The 16,834-nt window shown below is 67.0% G+C and carries 16 protein-coding genes; 10 read left to right on the forward strand and 6 right to left on the reverse strand.

What is annotated here, in order from left to right; genetic code table 11:
• Positions 1-11: 11 nt before the first annotated feature.
• Entirely contained in the window at positions 12-524 is a 513-nt protein-coding gene (locus JC616_RS06625) for a MarR family winged helix-turn-helix transcriptional regulator (RefSeq protein WP_227107354.1), read from the reverse strand.
• Positions 525-653: 129 nt separating this feature from the next.
• On the opposite strand from JC616_RS06625, the gene JC616_RS06630 reads away from it, so the two are divergent.
• Together JC616_RS06630 and JC616_RS06635 are read left to right on the forward strand one after the other, a co-directional pair.
• The gene (locus tag JC616_RS06630; protein WP_227108558.1) at positions 654-1,556 is read left to right on the forward strand and encodes an EamA family transporter; all 903 of its coding nucleotides are present in this window, start codon (positions 654-656) and stop codon (positions 1,554-1,556) included.
• A 45-nt stretch (positions 1,557-1,601) separates the two neighbouring features.
• Positions 1,602-2,219 (forward strand): nitroreductase family protein, encoded by a 618-nt coding sequence (locus JC616_RS06635; RefSeq protein ID WP_227107356.1) that lies wholly within the window; start codon positions 1,602-1,604, stop codon positions 2,217-2,219.
• Between the two features lie 119 nt (positions 2,220-2,338).
• Here the strand turns inward: JC616_RS06635 and JC616_RS06640 are convergent, their stop codons facing one another.
• Complete coding sequence (locus tag JC616_RS06640; RefSeq protein ID WP_107799948.1) at positions 2,339-2,737, reverse strand: MerR family transcriptional regulator; 399 nt, start codon at positions 2,735-2,737, stop codon at positions 2,339-2,341.
• 147 nt (positions 2,738-2,884) lie between these two features.
• Here JC616_RS06640 and JC616_RS06645 point away from each other — a divergent pair, with 147 nt between their 5' ends.
• Both JC616_RS06645 and JC616_RS06650 read left to right on the forward strand, forming a co-directional pair.
• A complete protein-coding gene (locus tag JC616_RS06645; protein WP_227107358.1) occupies positions 2,885-4,573 on the forward strand; it encodes an AMP-binding protein in 1,689 nt (562 codons plus the stop codon).
• Positions 4,574-4,666: 93 nt separating this feature from the next.
• Complete coding sequence (locus JC616_RS06650) at positions 4,667-5,338, forward strand: UPF0149 family protein (protein WP_146176675.1); 672 nt, start codon at positions 4,667-4,669, stop codon at positions 5,336-5,338.
• A gap of 90 nt (positions 5,339-5,428) precedes the next feature.
• Here JC616_RS06650 and JC616_RS06655 read toward each other — a convergent pair whose 3' ends face one another.
• The 4 genes from JC616_RS06655 to JC616_RS06670 form a co-directional block, all read right to left on the reverse strand.
• Positions 5,429-5,851 (reverse strand): hypothetical protein, encoded by a 423-nt coding sequence (locus JC616_RS06655; protein ID WP_146176674.1) that lies wholly within the window; start codon positions 5,849-5,851, stop codon positions 5,429-5,431.
• 432 nt (positions 5,852-6,283) lie between these two features.
• A complete protein-coding gene (nemA, locus tag JC616_RS06660) occupies positions 6,284-7,384 on the reverse strand; it encodes an N-ethylmaleimide reductase (RefSeq protein WP_107799944.1) in 1,101 nt (366 codons plus the stop codon).
• A gap of 48 nt (positions 7,385-7,432) precedes the next feature.
• A complete protein-coding gene (locus JC616_RS06665; RefSeq protein ID WP_227107361.1) occupies positions 7,433-8,173 on the reverse strand; it encodes an NADPH-dependent oxidoreductase in 741 nt (246 codons plus the stop codon).
• Positions 8,174-8,264: 91 nt separating this feature from the next.
• Positions 8,265-8,861, reverse strand: coding sequence for a TetR/AcrR family transcriptional regulator (locus JC616_RS06670; RefSeq protein ID WP_107799942.1), 597 nt, complete (start codon positions 8,859-8,861; stop codon positions 8,265-8,267).
• A 346-nt stretch (positions 8,862-9,207) separates the two neighbouring features.
• Here JC616_RS06670 and JC616_RS06675 point away from each other — a divergent pair, with 346 nt between their 5' ends.
• The 6 genes from JC616_RS06675 (at position 9,208) to JC616_RS06700 (ending at position 16,735) form a co-directional block, all read left to right on the forward strand.
• The gene (locus tag JC616_RS06675) at positions 9,208-10,050 is read left to right on the forward strand and encodes a ChaN family lipoprotein (protein WP_227107363.1); all 843 of its coding nucleotides are present in this window, start codon (positions 9,208-9,210) and stop codon (positions 10,048-10,050) included.
• 91 nt (positions 10,051-10,141) lie between these two features.
• A complete protein-coding gene (exbB, locus tag JC616_RS06680; protein WP_227107365.1) occupies positions 10,142-10,912 on the forward strand; it encodes a tonB-system energizer ExbB in 771 nt (256 codons plus the stop codon).
• Positions 10,913-11,332: a TonB system transport protein ExbD gene (exbD, locus tag JC616_RS06685; protein ID WP_107799940.1), complete on the forward strand. Its 420-nt coding sequence runs from the start codon at positions 10,913-10,915 to the stop codon at positions 11,330-11,332.
• 1 nt (position 11,333) lies between these two features.
• Positions 11,334-12,098, forward strand: a complete 765-nt coding sequence (locus JC616_RS06690) for an energy transducer TonB (protein ID WP_227107367.1) — start codon at positions 11,334-11,336, stop codon at positions 12,096-12,098.
• Positions 12,099-12,184: 86 nt separating this feature from the next.
• Positions 12,185-14,320, forward strand: a complete 2,136-nt coding sequence (locus tag JC616_RS06695) for a S9 family peptidase (RefSeq protein ID WP_227107369.1) — start codon at positions 12,185-12,187, stop codon at positions 14,318-14,320.
• A gap of 159 nt (positions 14,321-14,479) precedes the next feature.
• The gene (locus tag JC616_RS06700; protein WP_227107371.1) at positions 14,480-16,735 is read left to right on the forward strand and encodes a TonB-dependent receptor domain-containing protein; all 2,256 of its coding nucleotides are present in this window, start codon (positions 14,480-14,482) and stop codon (positions 16,733-16,735) included.
• Positions 16,736-16,834: the final 99 nt, after the last annotated feature.

The following is a 16,834-nucleotide window of genomic DNA, read 5'->3' on the forward strand; positions in this document are numbered from 1 at the left end:
TTAGGCGGGCGTCATGCCGCAGGAGGCTCCAAGGCCGCCAGCAACTCCGCCAGCTTGCGGTCCAGCGCGTCCTGGCTGCGCTGGTTGAGGCCGGACAGGATGGCGTGCTCATTGGCCACGTGGGCGGTGACGGCGCGGTCTATCAGTTCCAGCCCGCTCTCGGTCAAGCGCACCAGGGTGCTGCGCGCGTCCTCGGCGCAGGCAGCGCGTTCGATCCAGCCCTTGCTTTCCAGCACTTTCAGCCGGTGGGTCATGGTGCCGGAGCTGATCATCAGCGAGGAGAACAGCGCGGTGGGCGCCAGGCTGTGCGGCGCGCCGGCGCGTCTGAGCGTGGCCAGCACGTCGAACTCCCAGCCGCTGAGGCCGAATTGCTCGAAAGTGGCGTCCAGCCTGTGCTGCAGCAGCACGGAGCAGCGGCGCAGCCGGCCGATCAGGCCCATCGGCGCCACGTCCAGGTCCGGCCGTTCCCGGTGCCATTGCGCCAGGATGGCGTCCACGGCGTCGCCGGCGTTCTGTTGCGTCATGCGCATTCCTTTATCTTGAATTCAAGATTTTATTTGTCTTGAATTCAAGGTAATGTTATCTTGAATTCAAGTCAGTTTTCGATGCGATTATAAGCGATTGCGAAAGGAATGCCCATGTCTGCGCGCCTGATGGCCTCCCGTTGGAGCGATGTGTTGTTGACCGCGCTGGCTCCGGCGATCTGGGGCTCCACCTATATCGTCACCACCCAGCTGCTGCCGGCGGACCGGCCGTTCACCGCTGCCTTGCTGCGAGTGTTGCCGGCCGGCTTGTTGTTGATCCTGGCCAGCCGCCACTTGCCGCGGCGCGGCGAGTGGGGCCGTCTGCTGGTCTTGTCCGCCTTGAATATCGGCGTGTTCCAGGCGCTGTTGTTCGTGGCCGCCTACCGTTTGCCGGGCGGCCTGGCCGCGGTGCTGGGCGCCACCCAGCCGCTGCTGGTGATGGGCCTGGCCTGGGGGCTGGACGGCCGCCGCCCGGCGCGAGTGGCCGCCTGGGCCGGCGTCGCCGGGGTGGCGGGGATGGCGGCCTTGCTGTTGTCGCCGGGCGCGGTCTGGGACGGTGTCGGCATGTTGGCGGCGCTGGGCGGCGCGGTGGCGATGGCCAGCGGCACTTATCTGACGCGGCGCTGGCGGCCGAGTGCGCCGCTCGCCGCCTTGACCGGCTGGCAACTGGCCCTGGGCGGGCTGATGCTGGCGCCGCTGGCCTGGGCGCTGGACCCGGCCTTGCCGGCGCTGGGCGCGACGCAGTGGCTGGGGTACGGCTATCTCTGCCTGTTCGGCGCCTTGCTGGCCTATTTATTGTGGTTTCGCGGGCTGGCGCGGCTGTCGCCGGTGGCGGTGTCCTCGCTGGGCCTGCTCAGCCCGCTGACGGCGGTGTTGTTGGGCTGGCTGTTGCTGGGGCAGGCCTTGGGGCCCTTGCAGCTGGCGGGCCTGGCCACGGTGCTGGCCAGCGTGCTGGCGGTGCAGCGCAGCATGGCCGCGCCGCCGCCGGCGGAGAAGCAGATCATGGCCGGCGCGGTGCGCGCGCGGTCTTGAGCGGTAATGGAATCAATCAGCAGCAATCAGATAAGGAGTCTGTTCATGAAGAGCGCTTTGCAAACCCTGCTGGACCAGCGCGTGTCGGCCAATCACTTCGATCCCTCCCATGTGTTGGCGGACGCGGAGATCGAGCAATTGCTGAACGCCGCCACCCGCGCGCCGTCGGCCTATCATTTGCAGAACTGGAAGTTCGTCGCGGTGCGCAGCGCCGAGGCCAAGCGCCGTTTGCAGGCGGCCAGCTACGGCCAGCAAAAAGTGGCGGACGCGGCGGTGACCTTCATTTGCTGCGGTACGCTGAACGCGCATCGCGGGCTGGAGGCGTCGCTGCGGCCGGCGGTGGACGCCGGCATTCTGCCGCCGGAGGTCGGCGACAGCTGGCTGCGCGCGGCGGAGAACGCCCACCGGGACGACGCGCGCGCGCAGCGCGACGAGGCGATCCGTTCCGCCTCATTGGCGACGATGGTCTTGCTGCTGGCGGCGGAGGAACGCGGCCTGGCCAGTTGCGCGATGGGCGGTTTCGACGCGGCCGCGGTGGCGCGGGAATTTGGCCTGGGCGCGGACGAGTTGCCGGTGATGCTGGTGACGGTGGGGCGGGCGGCGGCCGGCAATTGGCCGCAGAAGCCGCGTCGGCCGGTGGCCGAGGTGATGGTGTGGGCTTGATGGCCTGCTTGATCGTGAACTGGTTTTGAGAGCCAGCTCAATGTCCGCGTGGTACATGAGCATGTTGAGCTCGGTTCCAACGCGGTATCGTCGACGCGCAGCAGATCGTAAACAGGTTCTCAGGCGCTGCGCGCGGCCGGCGGCTGCGCCAGCACCGTGCGGCAGTGGCTCTCCAGGCGGGTGATTTCTTCCAGCACCGCGTCGATGTCTCGGCGCTGTTCTTCCAGCAGGCGGCGGCGTTCCAGCACCAGGTCCAGCAGTTTTTGCGACTGGCTGGCCTCGTCGTGGGCCTGCTCGTACAGGTCCAGGATTTCGCGGATGTCGGACAAGGACAGGCCGATGCGCTTGCCGCGCAGGATCAGCTTGAGCCGGGCGCGGTCGCGGCGGTTGAACACCCGCTGGCGGCCGTCGCGCTGCGGTTCTATCAGGCCCTGTTCCTCGTAGAAGCGGATGGTGCGCAGGGTGACGTCGAAGTCGCGCGCCAGGTCGGAGATGCTGAAGAATTCGGGTTCGGTCATGGTGTGTTCCAAGGCAAGCGGCGATTGTAGCTTTTTTTTAACGCGTTCTCAGCCCTAGCATGATTTACGTTTACGTAATCGTCAACTTGTGGGATGAATGAAAAAAACAAAAGCGATGCGTACCGTCCACCAGGAGAGAGAGATTCGATGACCTTGCCCAGCTATGTCCACGGCGCCAGCCCGCAAGCCTTGATCGGCCAGACCATAGGCCAGTTGTTCGACCAGACCTGCCGCGAGCACGGCCGCCGCGAAGCGCTGGTGGTGCGCCATCAGCAGATACGCTGGAGTTACGAGGAATTGCGCGAGCAGGTGGACCGGCTGGCCTGCGGCCTGATCCGGCTGGGACTCAAGCCCGGCGACCGCATCGGCATCTGGTCGCAGAACAACGCGGAATGGGTGTTGACTCAGTTCGCCACCGCCAAGGCCGGCCTGATCATGGTCAACATCAATCCGGCCTATCGCCGCTCCGAGCTGGAATACGCGCTGAGCAAGGTGGGCTGCCGCGCATTGATCCTGTCGCCCAGCTTCAAGAGCAGCGACTACCTGGCGATGGCGGCGGATCTGCTGCCGGAGCTGGCCGCCAGCGAGCCGGGCCGGCTCAAGTCCGCCGCCATGCCGCAGCTGGAAATCGTCATCCGTCTGGGGCGGCAGCGCACGCCGGGCATGTTCAATTTCGCCGATCTGATGGCCGCGCCGTCGGCCGAGGAGAAAGCCGGGTTGCAGCGCTTGGGCGAGACGCTGCAGTTTGACGACGTGATCAATATCCAGTTCACCTCCGGCACCACCGGCAGCCCCAAGGGCGCCACCCTGACCCATCACAACATCCTGAACAACGCTTACTTCGCCGGCGCGGCGATGGCTTTCGGCCCGGACGACCGGCTGTGCATCCCGGTGCCGCTTTATCATTGCTTCGGCATGGTGCTGGGCACTTTGCTGTGCCTGGGCCACGGCGCGGCCATGGTGTTTCCGGCGGAGAGCTTCGACGCGCAGGAGGTGTTGTGCACGGTGCAGGAGGAGGGCTGCACCGGCCTGCACGGGGTGCCGACGATGTTCATCTCGGTGCTGGATCGGCCGGACTTCTCCGATTACGACGTGTCCACGCTGCGCACCGGCATCATGGCCGGCAGCCCGTGTCCGATCGAGGTGATGAAGCGGGTGACCAGCCAGCTCAATATGAGTCAGGTGACCATAGGCTACGGCATGACCGAGACCAGCCCGCTGAGCTTCCAGAGCGCCACCGACACGCCGTTGGACAAGCGCGTGGCAACGGTGGGGCGCATCCATCCGCACGTGGAGGTGAAGATCGTGGACGTGGAAGGCCGCATCACGCCGCGCGGTCAGAGCGGCGAGTTGTGCACGCGCGGTTATTCGGTGATGCCCGGTTATTGGGGCGACCCGGCCAAGACCGCGGAGGCGATAGACGCCGCCGGCTGGATGCGCACCGGCGATCTGGCGGAGATGGACGCGGACGGCTACGTCAACATCGTCGGCCGGGTCAAGGACATGGTGATCCGCGGAGGCGAGAACATCTATCCGCGCGAGGTGGAGGAGTTTCTCTACCGCCATCCCAAGATTCAGGACGTGCAGGTGATCGGGGTGCCGGACGAGCGCTTCGGCGAGGAGTTGTGCGCGTGGATCCGGCTGCGCGACGGCGAAAGCGCCGACGCCGACGATATCCGTGCTTTTTGCCAGGGGCAGATCGCGCATTACAAGATTCCGCGTTACATCGAATTCGTCGATAGTTTCCCGATGACCATCACCGGCAAGATTCAGAAATTCGTCATGCGGGAGAAGATGAAGGAGAAGTTGGGTCTGGCGGACGGCAAAACCGCCTGACCCGTCTCAAACAATGGGAGTAAAAGCCCCGGCTTGCCGGGGCTTTTTGGCTTACAATGCCGCCAGACTGATCTTTAAGCTGAGGAATCCATCATGACTACCGTATTCAACGACGCCGATCTGCTGCGTCTGGAAAACCTGCTGACCCCCTTGTCCGCCAGCGGCAGCACCATGCGCCCGGACGAAGTGCAGGGCTTTTTCGCCGCGCTGGCGTGCGGTCCGGACGCGGTGGACGCCGATTTCTGGCTGGAAGAAGTGCTGGGCGACGCGCCGGCCTTTGAAAACGCGGACGACGCGGCGGAACTGAAAACCCTGCTGCAGAAGCTGTACGACGCCACCGCCGCCGCGCTGGCGGCCGGCGACGAGCTGGATCTGATCCTGTACGCGGAAGACGACAGCGACAGCGACGAGCCGGACTACTGGCCGTGGGCCAACGCCTTCCTCTACGCGCTGGACGTGGTGGACACCGATTGGTTCGAAGTGGCCGACGAGGACGAGGGCTTTGAAAGCCTGATGATGCCGATGCTGGTGTTGGGCGGCGCTTTCGAGCAGGAAGACGGCGAAGACCTGCTGACCTTCAGCGACGAAGAAGTGGAAGGCTACAAGGAAGAAATGCTGGAAGCGCTGGCCGCGGTCCATACCTACTGGCGCGCCAAGGAGCAGGCGCCCAGCACCGTGCGCCGCGAAGGCGACAAAGTGGGCCGCAACGACGTCTGCCCGTGCGGCAGCGGCAAGAAGTACAAGGCCTGCTGCGGCCGCAACTGATTGTCCCGCGCGTTGCGCCGGGCGTTAAAAAAAGGAAGCCGGGAGGCTTCCTTTTTTCATGCCGGCGCGCCTTGGCGCTTGCTGAAATTGTTAAGTACCGGCCGCGGCGGCGGGCTTTAGCGCGCGTTCCGCGGCCTCCCGGGCGTTGAGCCGGTCGATGTAATCGAATACGTCCAGCAGCGAGGTGGTCAGCGCCAGCACTTGCTCAAGCAGGCTGAAGAAGCCTTCCCAATAGCCTTTGGCGGCGCTGTCGTCGCTAAAGTCTATGTCCGCGGCGATTTGGGCGAGCAGGTTTCGCAGCCCGTCGTCGGGATTGTCCTGCAGATACTTGATGAAATGTCCTGCGAATTCGCGGCCCAGCAAATGCGCGGCGTGTTGGTCGTCTATGGGCGGAACTTGCCAGCAATGAACGCCGCGTCGGTTGGACGCGTTGGCTGCAAACGGCAATTCCGCGCGGGACGTCGGGTCCGGGTCTGGACGGTAATGGCGGCGGGATGGGGTTTTGATCGACATGATCACCTCCGTGTAGCGGTTTTTCATTGCCACCCCCACGGCCAAGCGGAGGTGGCAGACCGAACAGGGTTGGCCGACCGGACTACACGACTCCGGCACACCCGCTAAGGTGTCCCCACCCGGCCCGCCATTGTGAGCGCGCACGAGTGCAGCGATCCAAACGCAAAGCTCAAGCGCTTGTTCGCAGTGTAGTTCGCCGGACGGCCAAGTCCGGTGCCGCGAGGAACGGCACGGCAGCGATTGTGCACAGTTGCCCGCTGCCCGGTCAAGGCGCAGGCCGGGCGTTAAAAGCCCGTCAATGCTCGCTTACGCGGCCGGTATCGGCCGCGGGCGGAAAATAGCCGGCCGGCAAGCCCGGATGGGTGCGGCCATGAAAAAGCGGCGCGCTCCCTTGGGGGAGGCGCGCCGCGTGCCTGGCGGTGAGCGGCGGGCTTAGCCGTTCAGCGCCGGGTAGTCGGTGTAACCGCGCGCGTCGCCGCCGTAGAAGGTGGCCAGGTCCGGCGGGTTCAGCGGCGCGCCGCTTTGCAGGCGTTCGGCCAGGTCCGGGTTGGCGATATAGCTGCGGCCGAAGGCGGCGGCGTCGATATAACCTTGGCGGATCAGGGTTTCCGCCTTTTCCGCGGTGTAGGCGCCGGCGCCTATGATTACGCCCGGATAACGCTGGCGCAGCGCCTGGCGGAAGCCCTCGTCCAGCACTGGGCCGCCGGCCCAGTCCGGTTCGGAAATGTGCAGGAAGGCCAGTTTGCGCTTGGCCAGCTCCTCGGCCAGGTAGAGCGCCATCTCCAGCTGATCGGTATTGCTGATGCCGTTGAAAACGCCCAGCGGCGAGATGCGGATGCCCACGTGCTCGGCGTCCCATTCCGACACCACCGCGTCCACCACTTCCAGCAGGAAGCGCGCGCGATTGGCCACGCTGCCGCCGTATTCGTCGGTGCGGACATTGGCCTGCGGCGACAGGAACTGGTCCAGCAGATAGCCGTGGGCGCCGTGGATTTCCACCAGGTCGAAGCCGGCGCGGCGCGCGTTGTCGGTGGCGCGGCGATAGTCTTCCAGGATGTCGGCCAGTTCGGACACTTCCAGCGCGCGAGGGGTGTCGCACTGCTCGCGCACCAGGCTGCCGTCCGCGGCGCGGATATTGGTGCGGCTGTCGGCCTGGATCGCCGACGGCGCCACCGGCGCTTCGCCGTCCGGCTGCAAGGAGCGGTGGGAAATGCGGCCGGTGTGCCACAGTTGCAGCGCGGTCAGGCCGCCCTTGGCGTGCACCGCGGCGTTGACCTTGGTCCAGGCCGCCACTTGCGCTTCGCTGTAGATGCCCGGCGCGCCGGCGTAGCCCTTGGCGGTGGGGGAGATGTGGGTGCCTTCCGCCACGATCAGGCCGGCGCCGGCGCGCTGGGCGTAATAGGTTTCCGCCAGCGCGGTGGGCACGTCGCCCGGCTCGGTGTTGCGCAGCCGGGTCAGCGGCGCCATCGCCACGCGGTTTTTCAGGGTCACGGCGCCTACGCGCAGCGGGGTGAACAGTTTGTCGGCTTGCATTGCGATGTCCTTGGCTCTATTTAAGCGGGGAAAAGTGGGCGGGCGCGATCACAGATCGAAACCGAAACCCTGTTTGCGCGCCACCGGCGCGACCTGCGGGAAATACACGTTGCGGTAATACTGCGCGGTGTTGGCGGACCAGGGCTGGCCGTCGGCGCGCTGAATGCTCTTCCAGTAATCCATGATGGACGCGTCGTACTGCGCGATCATAGCCGGCAGTTCCGCCGCCTGGTAGCGTTCGCGGTGCACAAAGCTGGCGCGCGGCAGCCGCGGCTTGACCGCGCTGTCCTGATCGGCGTAGCCCAGCACCACGCCCACCAGCGGGAAGGTCAGTTCCGGCAGCTCCAGCAGTTCCACCATGGCTTGCGGGTCGCGGCGGATGCCGCCGATGGGCACCACGCTCAGGCCGGCGGAACGGGCCGCGGTCATGATGTTGCCCAGCGCGATGCCGGCGTCCACCGCGCCGACGGCGAAGGCTTCCACGCTGTTGTGGATCACTTGCTCGGCGCCGGCTTTTTCCACGCCGATCCGGGTTTTGTAGAAGTCGGGAACAATGGCGACGAAGACCGGCGCCTGGGCGATCCACGGCTGGCCGCCGGCGATCTCGGCGATTTTTTGGCGACGCTCCGCGTCCTGCACCACCACCAGCGACACCTGCTGGCCGTTGATGGAGGTGGGGCCTTTCCAGGCGGCGTCCAGCACCGCGTCCAGCACTTCAGCGGGAATGGGTTTGTCCTGGTAGCTGCGCACGCTGCGGTGCTCTTGCATTAGTTCCAGTGTCGAGTTCATGCTTGGGACTCCTTCAAGTAGACCAGTCGTCTAGTTTTAATGTCAAAATAACCCGCTCCGGGGAGCGGGGGAGGGCGCGGCCTCGCCTTGGCTAGGGCGCGCGCAGAATTTGTTGCGTGTGCGCCATCGCCGCCAACAGCGGCGCGCGCGAATGTTGAGTCTTGAACAGCAGCGCGCTGCCCACCCACAGGCTGTACAGCGCGCTGGCGGTCTCGTCCGGCAGCAGGTCCGCGTCCAGAGAGCCTTCCTGCTGGCCGCGGCGGATGCAGGCGGCCAGATTGCGCACCACGAAACCCATGCCTTCCGCCAGCGCCTCGCGCATCGGCTCGGACAGGTCGGAGACCTCGGCGGCCAGCTTCACCGCCAGGCAACAGCGCTGCGGCTGATCGCAACGGTGGGTTTCCAGCCAGCCGTCGAAATAATGCAGCAGGCAATCGCGGGCGCTGCCGGCGTCCTTGGACAGAAAGCTCACCAGTCTGCCGTCGTATTTCTCAAAATAACGACGCAGCAGTTCCACGCCATAGCCTTCCTTGCTGCGGAAGTAATGGTAGAACGAACCCTTGGGCACCCCGGCCGCGCCGAGGATTTCCGCCAGGCCCACGGCGGAGAAGCTCTTGCCGAGGATGATGGCTTCGCCGGTGGCCAGCAGGTGTTCGCGAGTGTCTGAAAACTGGTTGGGACGTGACATGGGCTGAAGTCTACTAGACCGGTCGTCTAGTTTCAAGAAATTTTTCAATCCTTGGGAGAGGCGCGCGCTGGCGACAAGGGCGAGGCCGGCGAATCAGGCGGGCTTGGCATGCTTTTAGCATGGCAAATATTGATAATAAGAATCAATTGCAACTACAATGCCGGGTTTTACGCTAAGCGCCTGTTCATGATCCCGCGAGCAAGAGCGAGACAAGGCGAAAACGAGCGAAAAGCGGAAGGTACGCGTGGCATATGAGTATTTTGAGCGGGTGCTCACCGTGCAACGCTGCACGAAGCGCAGCAGATTTTTGAACAGGTTCTAAGCCGACGATGCGAGAGGAAACCCTATGAAGTCAATCTGGAAGCTGCTGGCCATCGTCCTGCTGAGCGGCTGCGCGGCCCTGTCTCAGGAGGCCGAACCGGCCGGAGACCCGCCCGGCCGCATTGTGGACCTGCGCAGCGGCGAAGTTTTGCAGCCGGCGCAATTGTTGCAGCGGCTGGCCCCGGCGCCGCGGCTGCTGGTGGGGGAAAAGCACGACAACCGCGAGCACCACCGTATCGAACGCTGGCTGGCGACGGAATTGGCGGCGCGGCGGCCGCAGGGCAGCGTGCTGCTGGAAATGCTGACCCCGTCGCAGCAGGCCAAGGTGGAACAGGCGCAGGCCCGGCTGCGCGCCGGCCAGCCGCTGTCCGGCGCCGCGCTCGCCCAGGCGGTGGATTGGCTGCCGGGCTGGCCGTGGCCCTTGTACGGCAAACTGGCCGAGCATGTGATGCGCGCGCCTTATCCGGTGCTGGCGGCCAATCTGGACAGGAACGAGATGCAGGCGGTGTACCGCAGCCAGGTGCAATTGCCGGGCCAGGCGTCCACGCGGCCTGAGGTGCGCGCCAAGCTGAGCGAACTGATCCGCGAGGAGCACGGCGGGGAGGTCAAGGCCGAGCACCTGGCCTCGATGCTGGCGGTGCAGCAGGCGCGGGACCGGCGCATGGCCGAGCGGCTGCTGGCCGCGCCGGCGCCGGCGCTGTTGATCGCCGGTGCTTATCACGCCGCCGCCGACATCGGCGTGCCGCTGCATGTGCGCGATTTGCAGCCGCAAACGCCGTTGCGGGTGCTGATCCTGGCGGAAGAGGGCATGAAGCTGGACGCGCGCCAGGGCGATTACGCCTGGTTCGCGGCGCCGGCCCGGCCTTGAGCGCGGTTGCGCTGCGCTTATATATTGATAATGATTCTCATTACGTATAACATTCTCAACTCGAACAAATAAAACTTCGCTTGGATTTCCGATGATGAACACCATGAAACGAGCGGCGACAGGCTGCGCGCTGGCAGGCGCGTGCTGGCCGCTGACGGCGCTGGCGGAAGCCGGCGCGGCCATGCCGGCCGACCTGAGCGCGCTGGGCATGTACCGCGCCGCCGACCCGGTCGTGAAGACCGTGATCCTGGGCCTGCTGCTGGCGGCGCTGGCCTGCTGGGTGGTGCTGCTGGTCAAGGGCGCGGCGCTGTGGCGCGCCGACCGCGCCACCGGCCGCGCGCTCAGCCTGCTGGGCGAGGCCGCCACGCTGAGCGAGGCCCGCGCCGGCTGCGCCGCGCAGCCGGCGCACGAGCCGGCCCGCGGCTTGCTGGCCGAAGCCGACGCCGAGCTGCGCTTGTCCTCGCCCGGCGCGCCGCGCGACAGCGTGCAGGCGCGGGCGGGCTTCCGGCTGGAGCAATGGCAGGCGGAGCAGGGGCGGCGCTTGGCCGCCGGCATCGGCCTGCTGGCCACCATAGGCGCGGTGGCGCCCTTCGTCGGCCTGTTCGGCACGGTGTGGGGCATCATGAACAGCTTCGTCGGCATCGCCCGCAGCGGCAGCAGCTCCTTGGCCACCGTGGCCCCGGGCATCGCCGAGGCCTTGCTCGCCACCGCCGTCGGCCTGGTGGCCGCCATCCCCGCCGTGGTGATCTACAACCTGTTCAGCCGCGCGCTGGCCCGGCACAAAGGCCGCAGCCAGCAGGCGGCCGGCCTGGCGCTCTTGCTGCTCAGCCGTGAGCTGGACGTCCGCGCGGAGAGCGCTTGAATGGCCGGCGGTTTTCCCAGCAGCCAGGACGAGGGCCTGGCGGAGCTGTCCGATATCAACGTCACCCCCTTCATCGACGTGATGCTGGTGTTGCTGATCATCTTCATGGTGGTGGCGCCGCTGTCCACCGTGGACACCCGGATCGAACTGCCGGCCTCCAGCGCGCGCCAGCAGCCGCGGCCGGACAAGCCCCTTTATTTGACGATGAATCAGGACCGCTCGCTGCAACTGGGCAAGCAGCCGGTGACGCTGGCGGAGCTGGCCGCGCGGCTGGACCGCGACAGCGGCGGCCGTCGCGACACCCCGCTGTTTTTCCAGGCAGACCGCCAGGCGCGCTACGAAGACGTGATGGCGGTGATGGACGCTTTGCGCGAGGCCGGCTATCTGAGCGTCGGCCTGGTCGCCCGCGAGGGCGGCTGAGATGGCCGTCGCCGCATGGGATCGTCCGCCGCTGCCGCTGGCCAGCTGGGGCAACGCCTGTCTGCTGACGCTGGGGGCGCCGCTGTTGGCGCTGCGCCTATACCTGTCCGTGGCCGAGCCGGTTCCGGCCCCGGCCGCGCCGGCCGCCGTGATGCGGGTGTGGGCCGCGGAGGTCAGCGCCGAGCCGTCCAGCCATCCGCTGCCCACCGGCGCGCAGCAAAGCCTGGCCGCCGCCGCCAGCCGGCCCAAGGCCGAGCGCCGTCCGGAGCGGCTGCCCAAACTGGCCGAGGCGGAAGCGCCGCGGCTGTTGGCGGCGCGGCAAAGCCGGGAACAGCCCGCGGACAAGGCGGAGGCGCGGGACAGCGAGCAGGCCTCGCAATCCGCGCCGGCCGCCAGCAGCGCCGCGCCGCGGGCCGACGCCGGGGAGGTCGCCGCCGCGCCGTTCAATAGCGAGGGCGCGGCGCGCGCGCTGAAGCAGAGCTGGGAGGGACGGGTGCAAAGCCATTTGGCGCGTTTCCGCCGTTATCCGGAAGACGCCAGCCGCCGCCGCCGCGACGGGGTGGTCCAGATGAGCTTCGTCGTCGACGCCGACGGCCGGCTCTTGTCCAGCCAGCAATTGGCCGGCTCCGGCACCGCCTCGCTGGACCGCGAGGCCGCCGCCATGCTGCAGCGCGCCCAGCCCTTGCCGGCGCCGCCGGCGGATCTGCTCAAGGGCGGCCGGGTCAGCGTCAGCATGCCGATGCGCTTCGAGCTGAGCGAATCTTAAGCCCGGTTCCGCTCCCGTCCTGTAGCGCCTATCCATCCGGTTTTTCGCGTCGCCGCCGGCGGCGCGCATCCTGAATCGAGGTTCGCATGAAGTTGAATTCCCATCTGTCCGCGGCGGCGCTGGCCGGCGTCTTGCTGGCGTTCGCGCCGGCCGCGTCCGCGGACGCGCCGCCGCAGGCCGAACGCCGGCCGCAAAAGTTGGAAGCGCACGGGGACGTGCGCGTCGACGACTACGCCTGGCTGCGCGACGACAGCCGCAGCCGGCCGGACGTGCTGGCTCATCTGGAAGCGGAAAATCGCTATGCCGAAGCCCAGCTGGCGGCCGCCGAGCCGCTGCGCCGCACGCTGTTGGCCGAGATGCGGGCGCGCATCGGCGAGCGCGACAGCTCGCCGCCCTTTGTCGACGGCGGCTGGCGCTATCGCGAAAGCTATGCGCCGGGCGGCCAGCAGCCGCGGCTGGAGCGTCAGCCCGCCGCCGGCGGCCGCTGGCAGTTGCTGCTGGACGGGAGCGAACGCGCCGCCGGCCAGCGTTACTACCGCTTGGGCGCCTGGAGCGTGGCCGCCGGCCGGCCCATGCTGGCGGCGGCGGAAGACCTGGGCGCGCGCGGCGCCTCGCGGCTGTCGCTGCGCGATCTGTCCAGCGGCCGCTGGCTGCCGGAAACGCTGGAGCAGGCGTCCGGCAGCCTGCAGTGGAGCGCAGACGGCGGCAGCCTGTTTTACGTCAAGCTGCACCCGCAAACCTTGCGCCCCTACCAGCTTTACCGCCATCGCCCCGGCCAGCCGCAGAGCCGGGACGCGCTGGTTTACCAGGAGGACGACGAGGCCTTCTCGCTGAACCTGTCCAATACCGCCTCGCGCCGCTATCTGCAATTGATCGCCAGCAGCGCCGACAGCTCGGAAACCTGGCTGCTGGACGCGCATGCGCCGGACGCGCCGCCGCGGCGTTTCGCCGCGCGCCGGCCGGGCCGCGAATACTATCTGGATCACTACCGCGACCGCTTCTACCTGCGTTCCAACCACGAGGGCGGGCGCTTCGGACTGTACCGCGCGGCGGCGCCGGACGCGGATTGGGAGGCGGTGCTGCCGCCCGACCCCATGCGCGAACTGGACAGCTTCCAGCTGTTCCGCCGCTATCTGGTGGTTAAGGAGCGCGCGGACGGGCTGACCCGCATCCGCCGCATCGCCTGGCGGGGCGGCGAGGAGCGCAGCCTGGCTTTCCCGGACCCGAGCTACCGCGCCTGGCTGGCCTACAACCCGGACCCGGACAGCGGCCGCCTGCGTTACGGCTATTCCTCGATGAGCACGCCGACCTCCACCTATGAATGGGACATGGCCGGCGGCGGCAGCCGTCTGTTGCAGCGCAAGGCGATCGCCGGCTATCGGGCCGGGGACTATCGCAGCGAGCGGGTCTGGCTGACGATGCGCGACGGCGCGCGCGCGCCGGTGTCCTTGGTCTACCGCAAATCCTTGTTCCGCAAAGGCGGCAATCCCTTGCTGGCTTATGGCTACGGAGCTTACGGCACCAGCATGGACGCCGCCTTCGGCAGCCAGCAACTCAGCCTGCTGGACCGAGGCTTCGTCTTCGCCATCGTCCACGTGCGCGGCGGCGGGGAACTGGGCGAGGACTGGCACCGCCAGGGCAGGCTGGAACGCAAGAGCAACAGTTTCAACGATTTCGTGGACGCCGGCCGCGGCCTGCTGCGCCAGGGCTACGCCGCGCCCGGCCGCTTGTACGCGATGGGCGGCAGCGCCGGCGGCCTGCTGGTGGCCGCGGCGATGAACCAGGCGCCGGAACTGTTCCGCGCGGTGGTGGCGCAAGTGCCCTTCGTCGACGTGCTCTCCACCATGCAGGACCCGACGCTGCCGCTGACCACGGGCGAGTACGGCGAGTGGGGCAATCCGGAACGGGCCGAGGCCTATCGCTGGATCAAGGCCTACAGTCCTTATGACAATGTGGCCGCGCGACGCTACCCGCATCTGCTGGTCAGCGCCGGCCTGCACGACGGCCAGGTGCCGTACTGGGAGCCGGCCAAATGGGTGGCCAAGCTGCGCGAGCGGCAATGGCCGGGCCAGCGCCTGTTGCTGTTCACCGACATGACGGCCGGCCATCGCGGCCAGTCCGGCCGCTTGAACCGGCTGGAGGCGGCGGCGCGCGATTACGCCTTCCTGCTGACGGTGGACGCCGAGCCGCCGTCCCCGCCCGCGGCGCAAGCCGGAAGCTAATCTTGATCCCCGCCGCCGGCCGCGCCGGCGGCGGGCTGGAGCCCGTCACCATGTCCATTTCGTCCCCCGCCTGGCCGCCTGGCCCGCGGCTCTCCTGTTCCAAGCCGTCCGTTTTCGCGCCTGACGCGGCGGACGGCGATCACTGTGGAGAGTTTGCTTGTGAAAAAGAAAATGATGGCCCGGCTGGTCGGCGCCGCGCTGGCGGTGGCAGCCGCTCCGGCCAGCGCGGCGGAGAACGCCGCCGGGCAGGGGAATGTTGAATTCAAACCTTTGGTGGTGTCCGGAGACGCGCTGAGCGATGAGCAGCGCGCGCTGGAGAAACCCGGCGCGGTCAGCAGCCGCGGTGAAAACACCAAGCTGCAATCGCTGGACAGCATCCTGCGCGGGATTCCCGGCACCTATACCCAGATCGACCCGGGCCAGGGCGCGGTCAGCGTCAATATCCGCGGCCTGAGCGGCCTGGGCCGGGTCAACACCATGATAGACGGCGTCAGCCAGAACTATTACGGTTCGGCGCCGTCTTCCTTGAGCCACGGCGCAGCACCGTCAAGTTCCTTCGGCGCGCTGATCGATCCCAACTTCATCGTCGGCGTCGACGTCACGCGCGGCACCGGCGGCGGCGCCAGCGGCGTCAACGCGCTGGCGGGCAGCGCCAACTTCCGCACCCTGGGCGTGGAAGACGTGATCTTCGACGGCCAACAGCAGGGCGCGCGCCTGAAGTACAGCGTGGGCAGCAACGGCCTGGGCCGCAGCGGCATGGCGGCCGGCGCGGCGCGGACGGAACTGGCGCCCGGCGTGCGCTTAGGCCTGCTGGGGGCGATCAGCAGCAGCTCGATAGGCGGCAATTATCGCAACGCCCAGGGCGTGGACAGCGAGGCCTTCGGCTTCGGCTACGACGAGCACTTCACCCAGAACCCGCAGTCGCAGATGTTCAAGGCCAATCTGCGCGTGGGCGATGTCCACGAGGCGGAACTGTCCGCGCGGCGCTATCGCAACAACTTCGTGCGCCGCGACATCCAGAGCGACGACTTCTACCTGAAGTACAACTACACCCCGCATTCGGAATGGCTGGACTTTTCCGTGCTGGCCAGCCATGGCCGCGGCCGCCAGGCCTATCAGCGCGGTTCCCTGTTCAGCTTCTACAACAGCAGCACCGATAACATCGGCGACGCGCTGGAAGCGCGCAACAGCAGCCGCTTCAGCCTGGCCGGCGGCGACGCCACGCTGAGCGTCGGCGGCAAGTGGATGCGCAACCGCTTCACCCGCAATGTGAACAGCATGGTGCAAAGCACCGACGACAACCCGGACGCCAACCAGCAGGCGATAGAAAACAATATATTCGCGCCGGCCGGCCGCCAGGAAATCCGCAGCCTGTTCACCGGTCTGGAGTTCCGCCGCGGCATTTACACGCTGCAGGCGGATCTCAACTACAGCCGCTTCGCGCTCAGCGGCCATAAGCCGGCTTGCGATCCGCGCGTGGAATGCTTCCCGCAAGGCGCGGCCGACATCAAGCTGGAAGAAAGCGCGTTCAACCCCTCGCTCTTGCTGTCCGCCGAGATCAAACCCTGGTTCCAGCCCTTCGCCAGCTATGCGCGCACCATGCGCGGGCCGAATCCGCAAGAGGTCTTCTTCGCCAATTCCGGCGGCCAGTCGATGAACCCCTTCCTGAAAAGCGAGCGCGCCGAAACCTACCAATTGGGCGTGACGTCGATGTTCCACGGCCTGCTGAGCGAGCGCGACACCCTGCGCACCAAGGCGCTGTTCTACCGCAGCCGCATCGCCGACTACATCTCCAGCCAGGCCTTCAATGTGTGCAAGGGCGGACGCAAGTGCACGCTGGATGAGTTTTGGTCCAATGGTTCCGACGACTACAACGACGGCATGACCATCTACACCAATTCGCTGACCCCGGTGCGCACCCGCGGTTTCGAACTGGAGGCGGACTACGACGCCGGCTTCGTCTACGCGCGGCTGTCTTACAGCCGCGAGCACACCAGTCAGCCGACCTCCTTCGCCAGCGGCATGTTCTCCGTCGGCAATGTCAGCGAGCTGCCGGACGAGTACTACACGCTGGATCTGGGCAGCCGCTGGCTGGAGCGCAAGCTGGAAGTGGGTGCGCTGTTCAAGCGCGACGGCGCCAACCGCCGGCTGTCGCCGGACCAGTTGCAGGACGACAGTACCAGCGCCTATCTCAAGGAGGAGCAGAAGGCCAATCCGGTCATCATCGACCTCTACGCCAGCTATCGCGTCAACAAGCAATGGCTGATCCGCGCCGGCGTGCGCAACCTGGCCAACCGCAGCTACTCCGAGCCGCTGAACACCTTGAATTCGCTTCCGTCGCAGTCGCCCGATATCTCGCCCAACAGCACGGCGCGCGGCCGCAGTTATATGCTGGCCACCGAACTGCGCTTTTAAGAAGCTGCGTACGACTTGCTGCGCGTCGGCGATACGGCGTTGAAAACGCCTTGTCTCGCCTGAGCTCGCGAGATCATAAACAGGTTCAAAGCCAGGTCG

Origin of the sequence: Chromobacterium rhizoryzae (assembly GCF_020544465.1) — a bacterium.
Taxonomy (GTDB): domain Bacteria; phylum Pseudomonadota; class Gammaproteobacteria; order Burkholderiales; family Chromobacteriaceae; genus Chromobacterium.

Bases quoted from the DNA above. Each gene is read 5' to 3' on its own strand.
- JC616_RS06625 (WP_227107354.1), bottom strand. From the start codon at position 524: ATGACGCAACAGAACGCCGGCGACGCCGTGGACGCCATCCTGGCGCAA.
- JC616_RS06630 (WP_227108558.1), top strand. From the start codon at position 654: ATGGCCTCCCGTTGGAGCGATGTGTTGTTGACCGCGCTGGCTCCGGCG.
- JC616_RS06635 (WP_227107356.1), top strand. From the start codon at position 1,602: ATGAAGAGCGCTTTGCAAACCCTGCTGGACCAGCGCGTGTCGGCCAAT.
- JC616_RS06640 (WP_107799948.1), bottom strand. From the start codon at position 2,737: ATGACCGAACCCGAATTCTTCAGCATCTCCGACCTGGCGCGCGACTTC.
- JC616_RS06645 (WP_227107358.1), top strand. From the start codon at position 2,885: ATGACCTTGCCCAGCTATGTCCACGGCGCCAGCCCGCAAGCCTTGATC.
- JC616_RS06650 (WP_146176675.1), top strand. From the start codon at position 4,667: ATGACTACCGTATTCAACGACGCCGATCTGCTGCGTCTGGAAAACCTG.
- JC616_RS06655 (WP_146176674.1), bottom strand. From the start codon at position 5,851: ATGTCGATCAAAACCCCATCCCGCCGCCATTACCGTCCAGACCCGGAC.
- nemA (WP_107799944.1), bottom strand. From the start codon at position 7,384: ATGCAAGCCGACAAACTGTTCACCCCGCTGCGCGTAGGCGCCGTGACC.
- JC616_RS06665 (WP_227107361.1), bottom strand. From the start codon at position 8,173: ATGAACTCGACACTGGAACTAATGCAAGAGCACCGCAGCGTGCGCAGC.
- JC616_RS06670 (WP_107799942.1), bottom strand. From the start codon at position 8,861: ATGTCACGTCCCAACCAGTTTTCAGACACTCGCGAACACCTGCTGGCC.
- JC616_RS06675 (WP_227107363.1), top strand. From the start codon at position 9,208: ATGAAGTCAATCTGGAAGCTGCTGGCCATCGTCCTGCTGAGCGGCTGC.
- exbB (WP_227107365.1), top strand. From the start codon at position 10,142: ATGATGAACACCATGAAACGAGCGGCGACAGGCTGCGCGCTGGCAGGC.
- exbD (WP_107799940.1), top strand. From the start codon at position 10,913: ATGGCCGGCGGTTTTCCCAGCAGCCAGGACGAGGGCCTGGCGGAGCTG.
- JC616_RS06690 (WP_227107367.1), top strand. From the start codon at position 11,334: ATGGCCGTCGCCGCATGGGATCGTCCGCCGCTGCCGCTGGCCAGCTGG.
- JC616_RS06695 (WP_227107369.1), top strand. From the start codon at position 12,185: ATGAAGTTGAATTCCCATCTGTCCGCGGCGGCGCTGGCCGGCGTCTTG.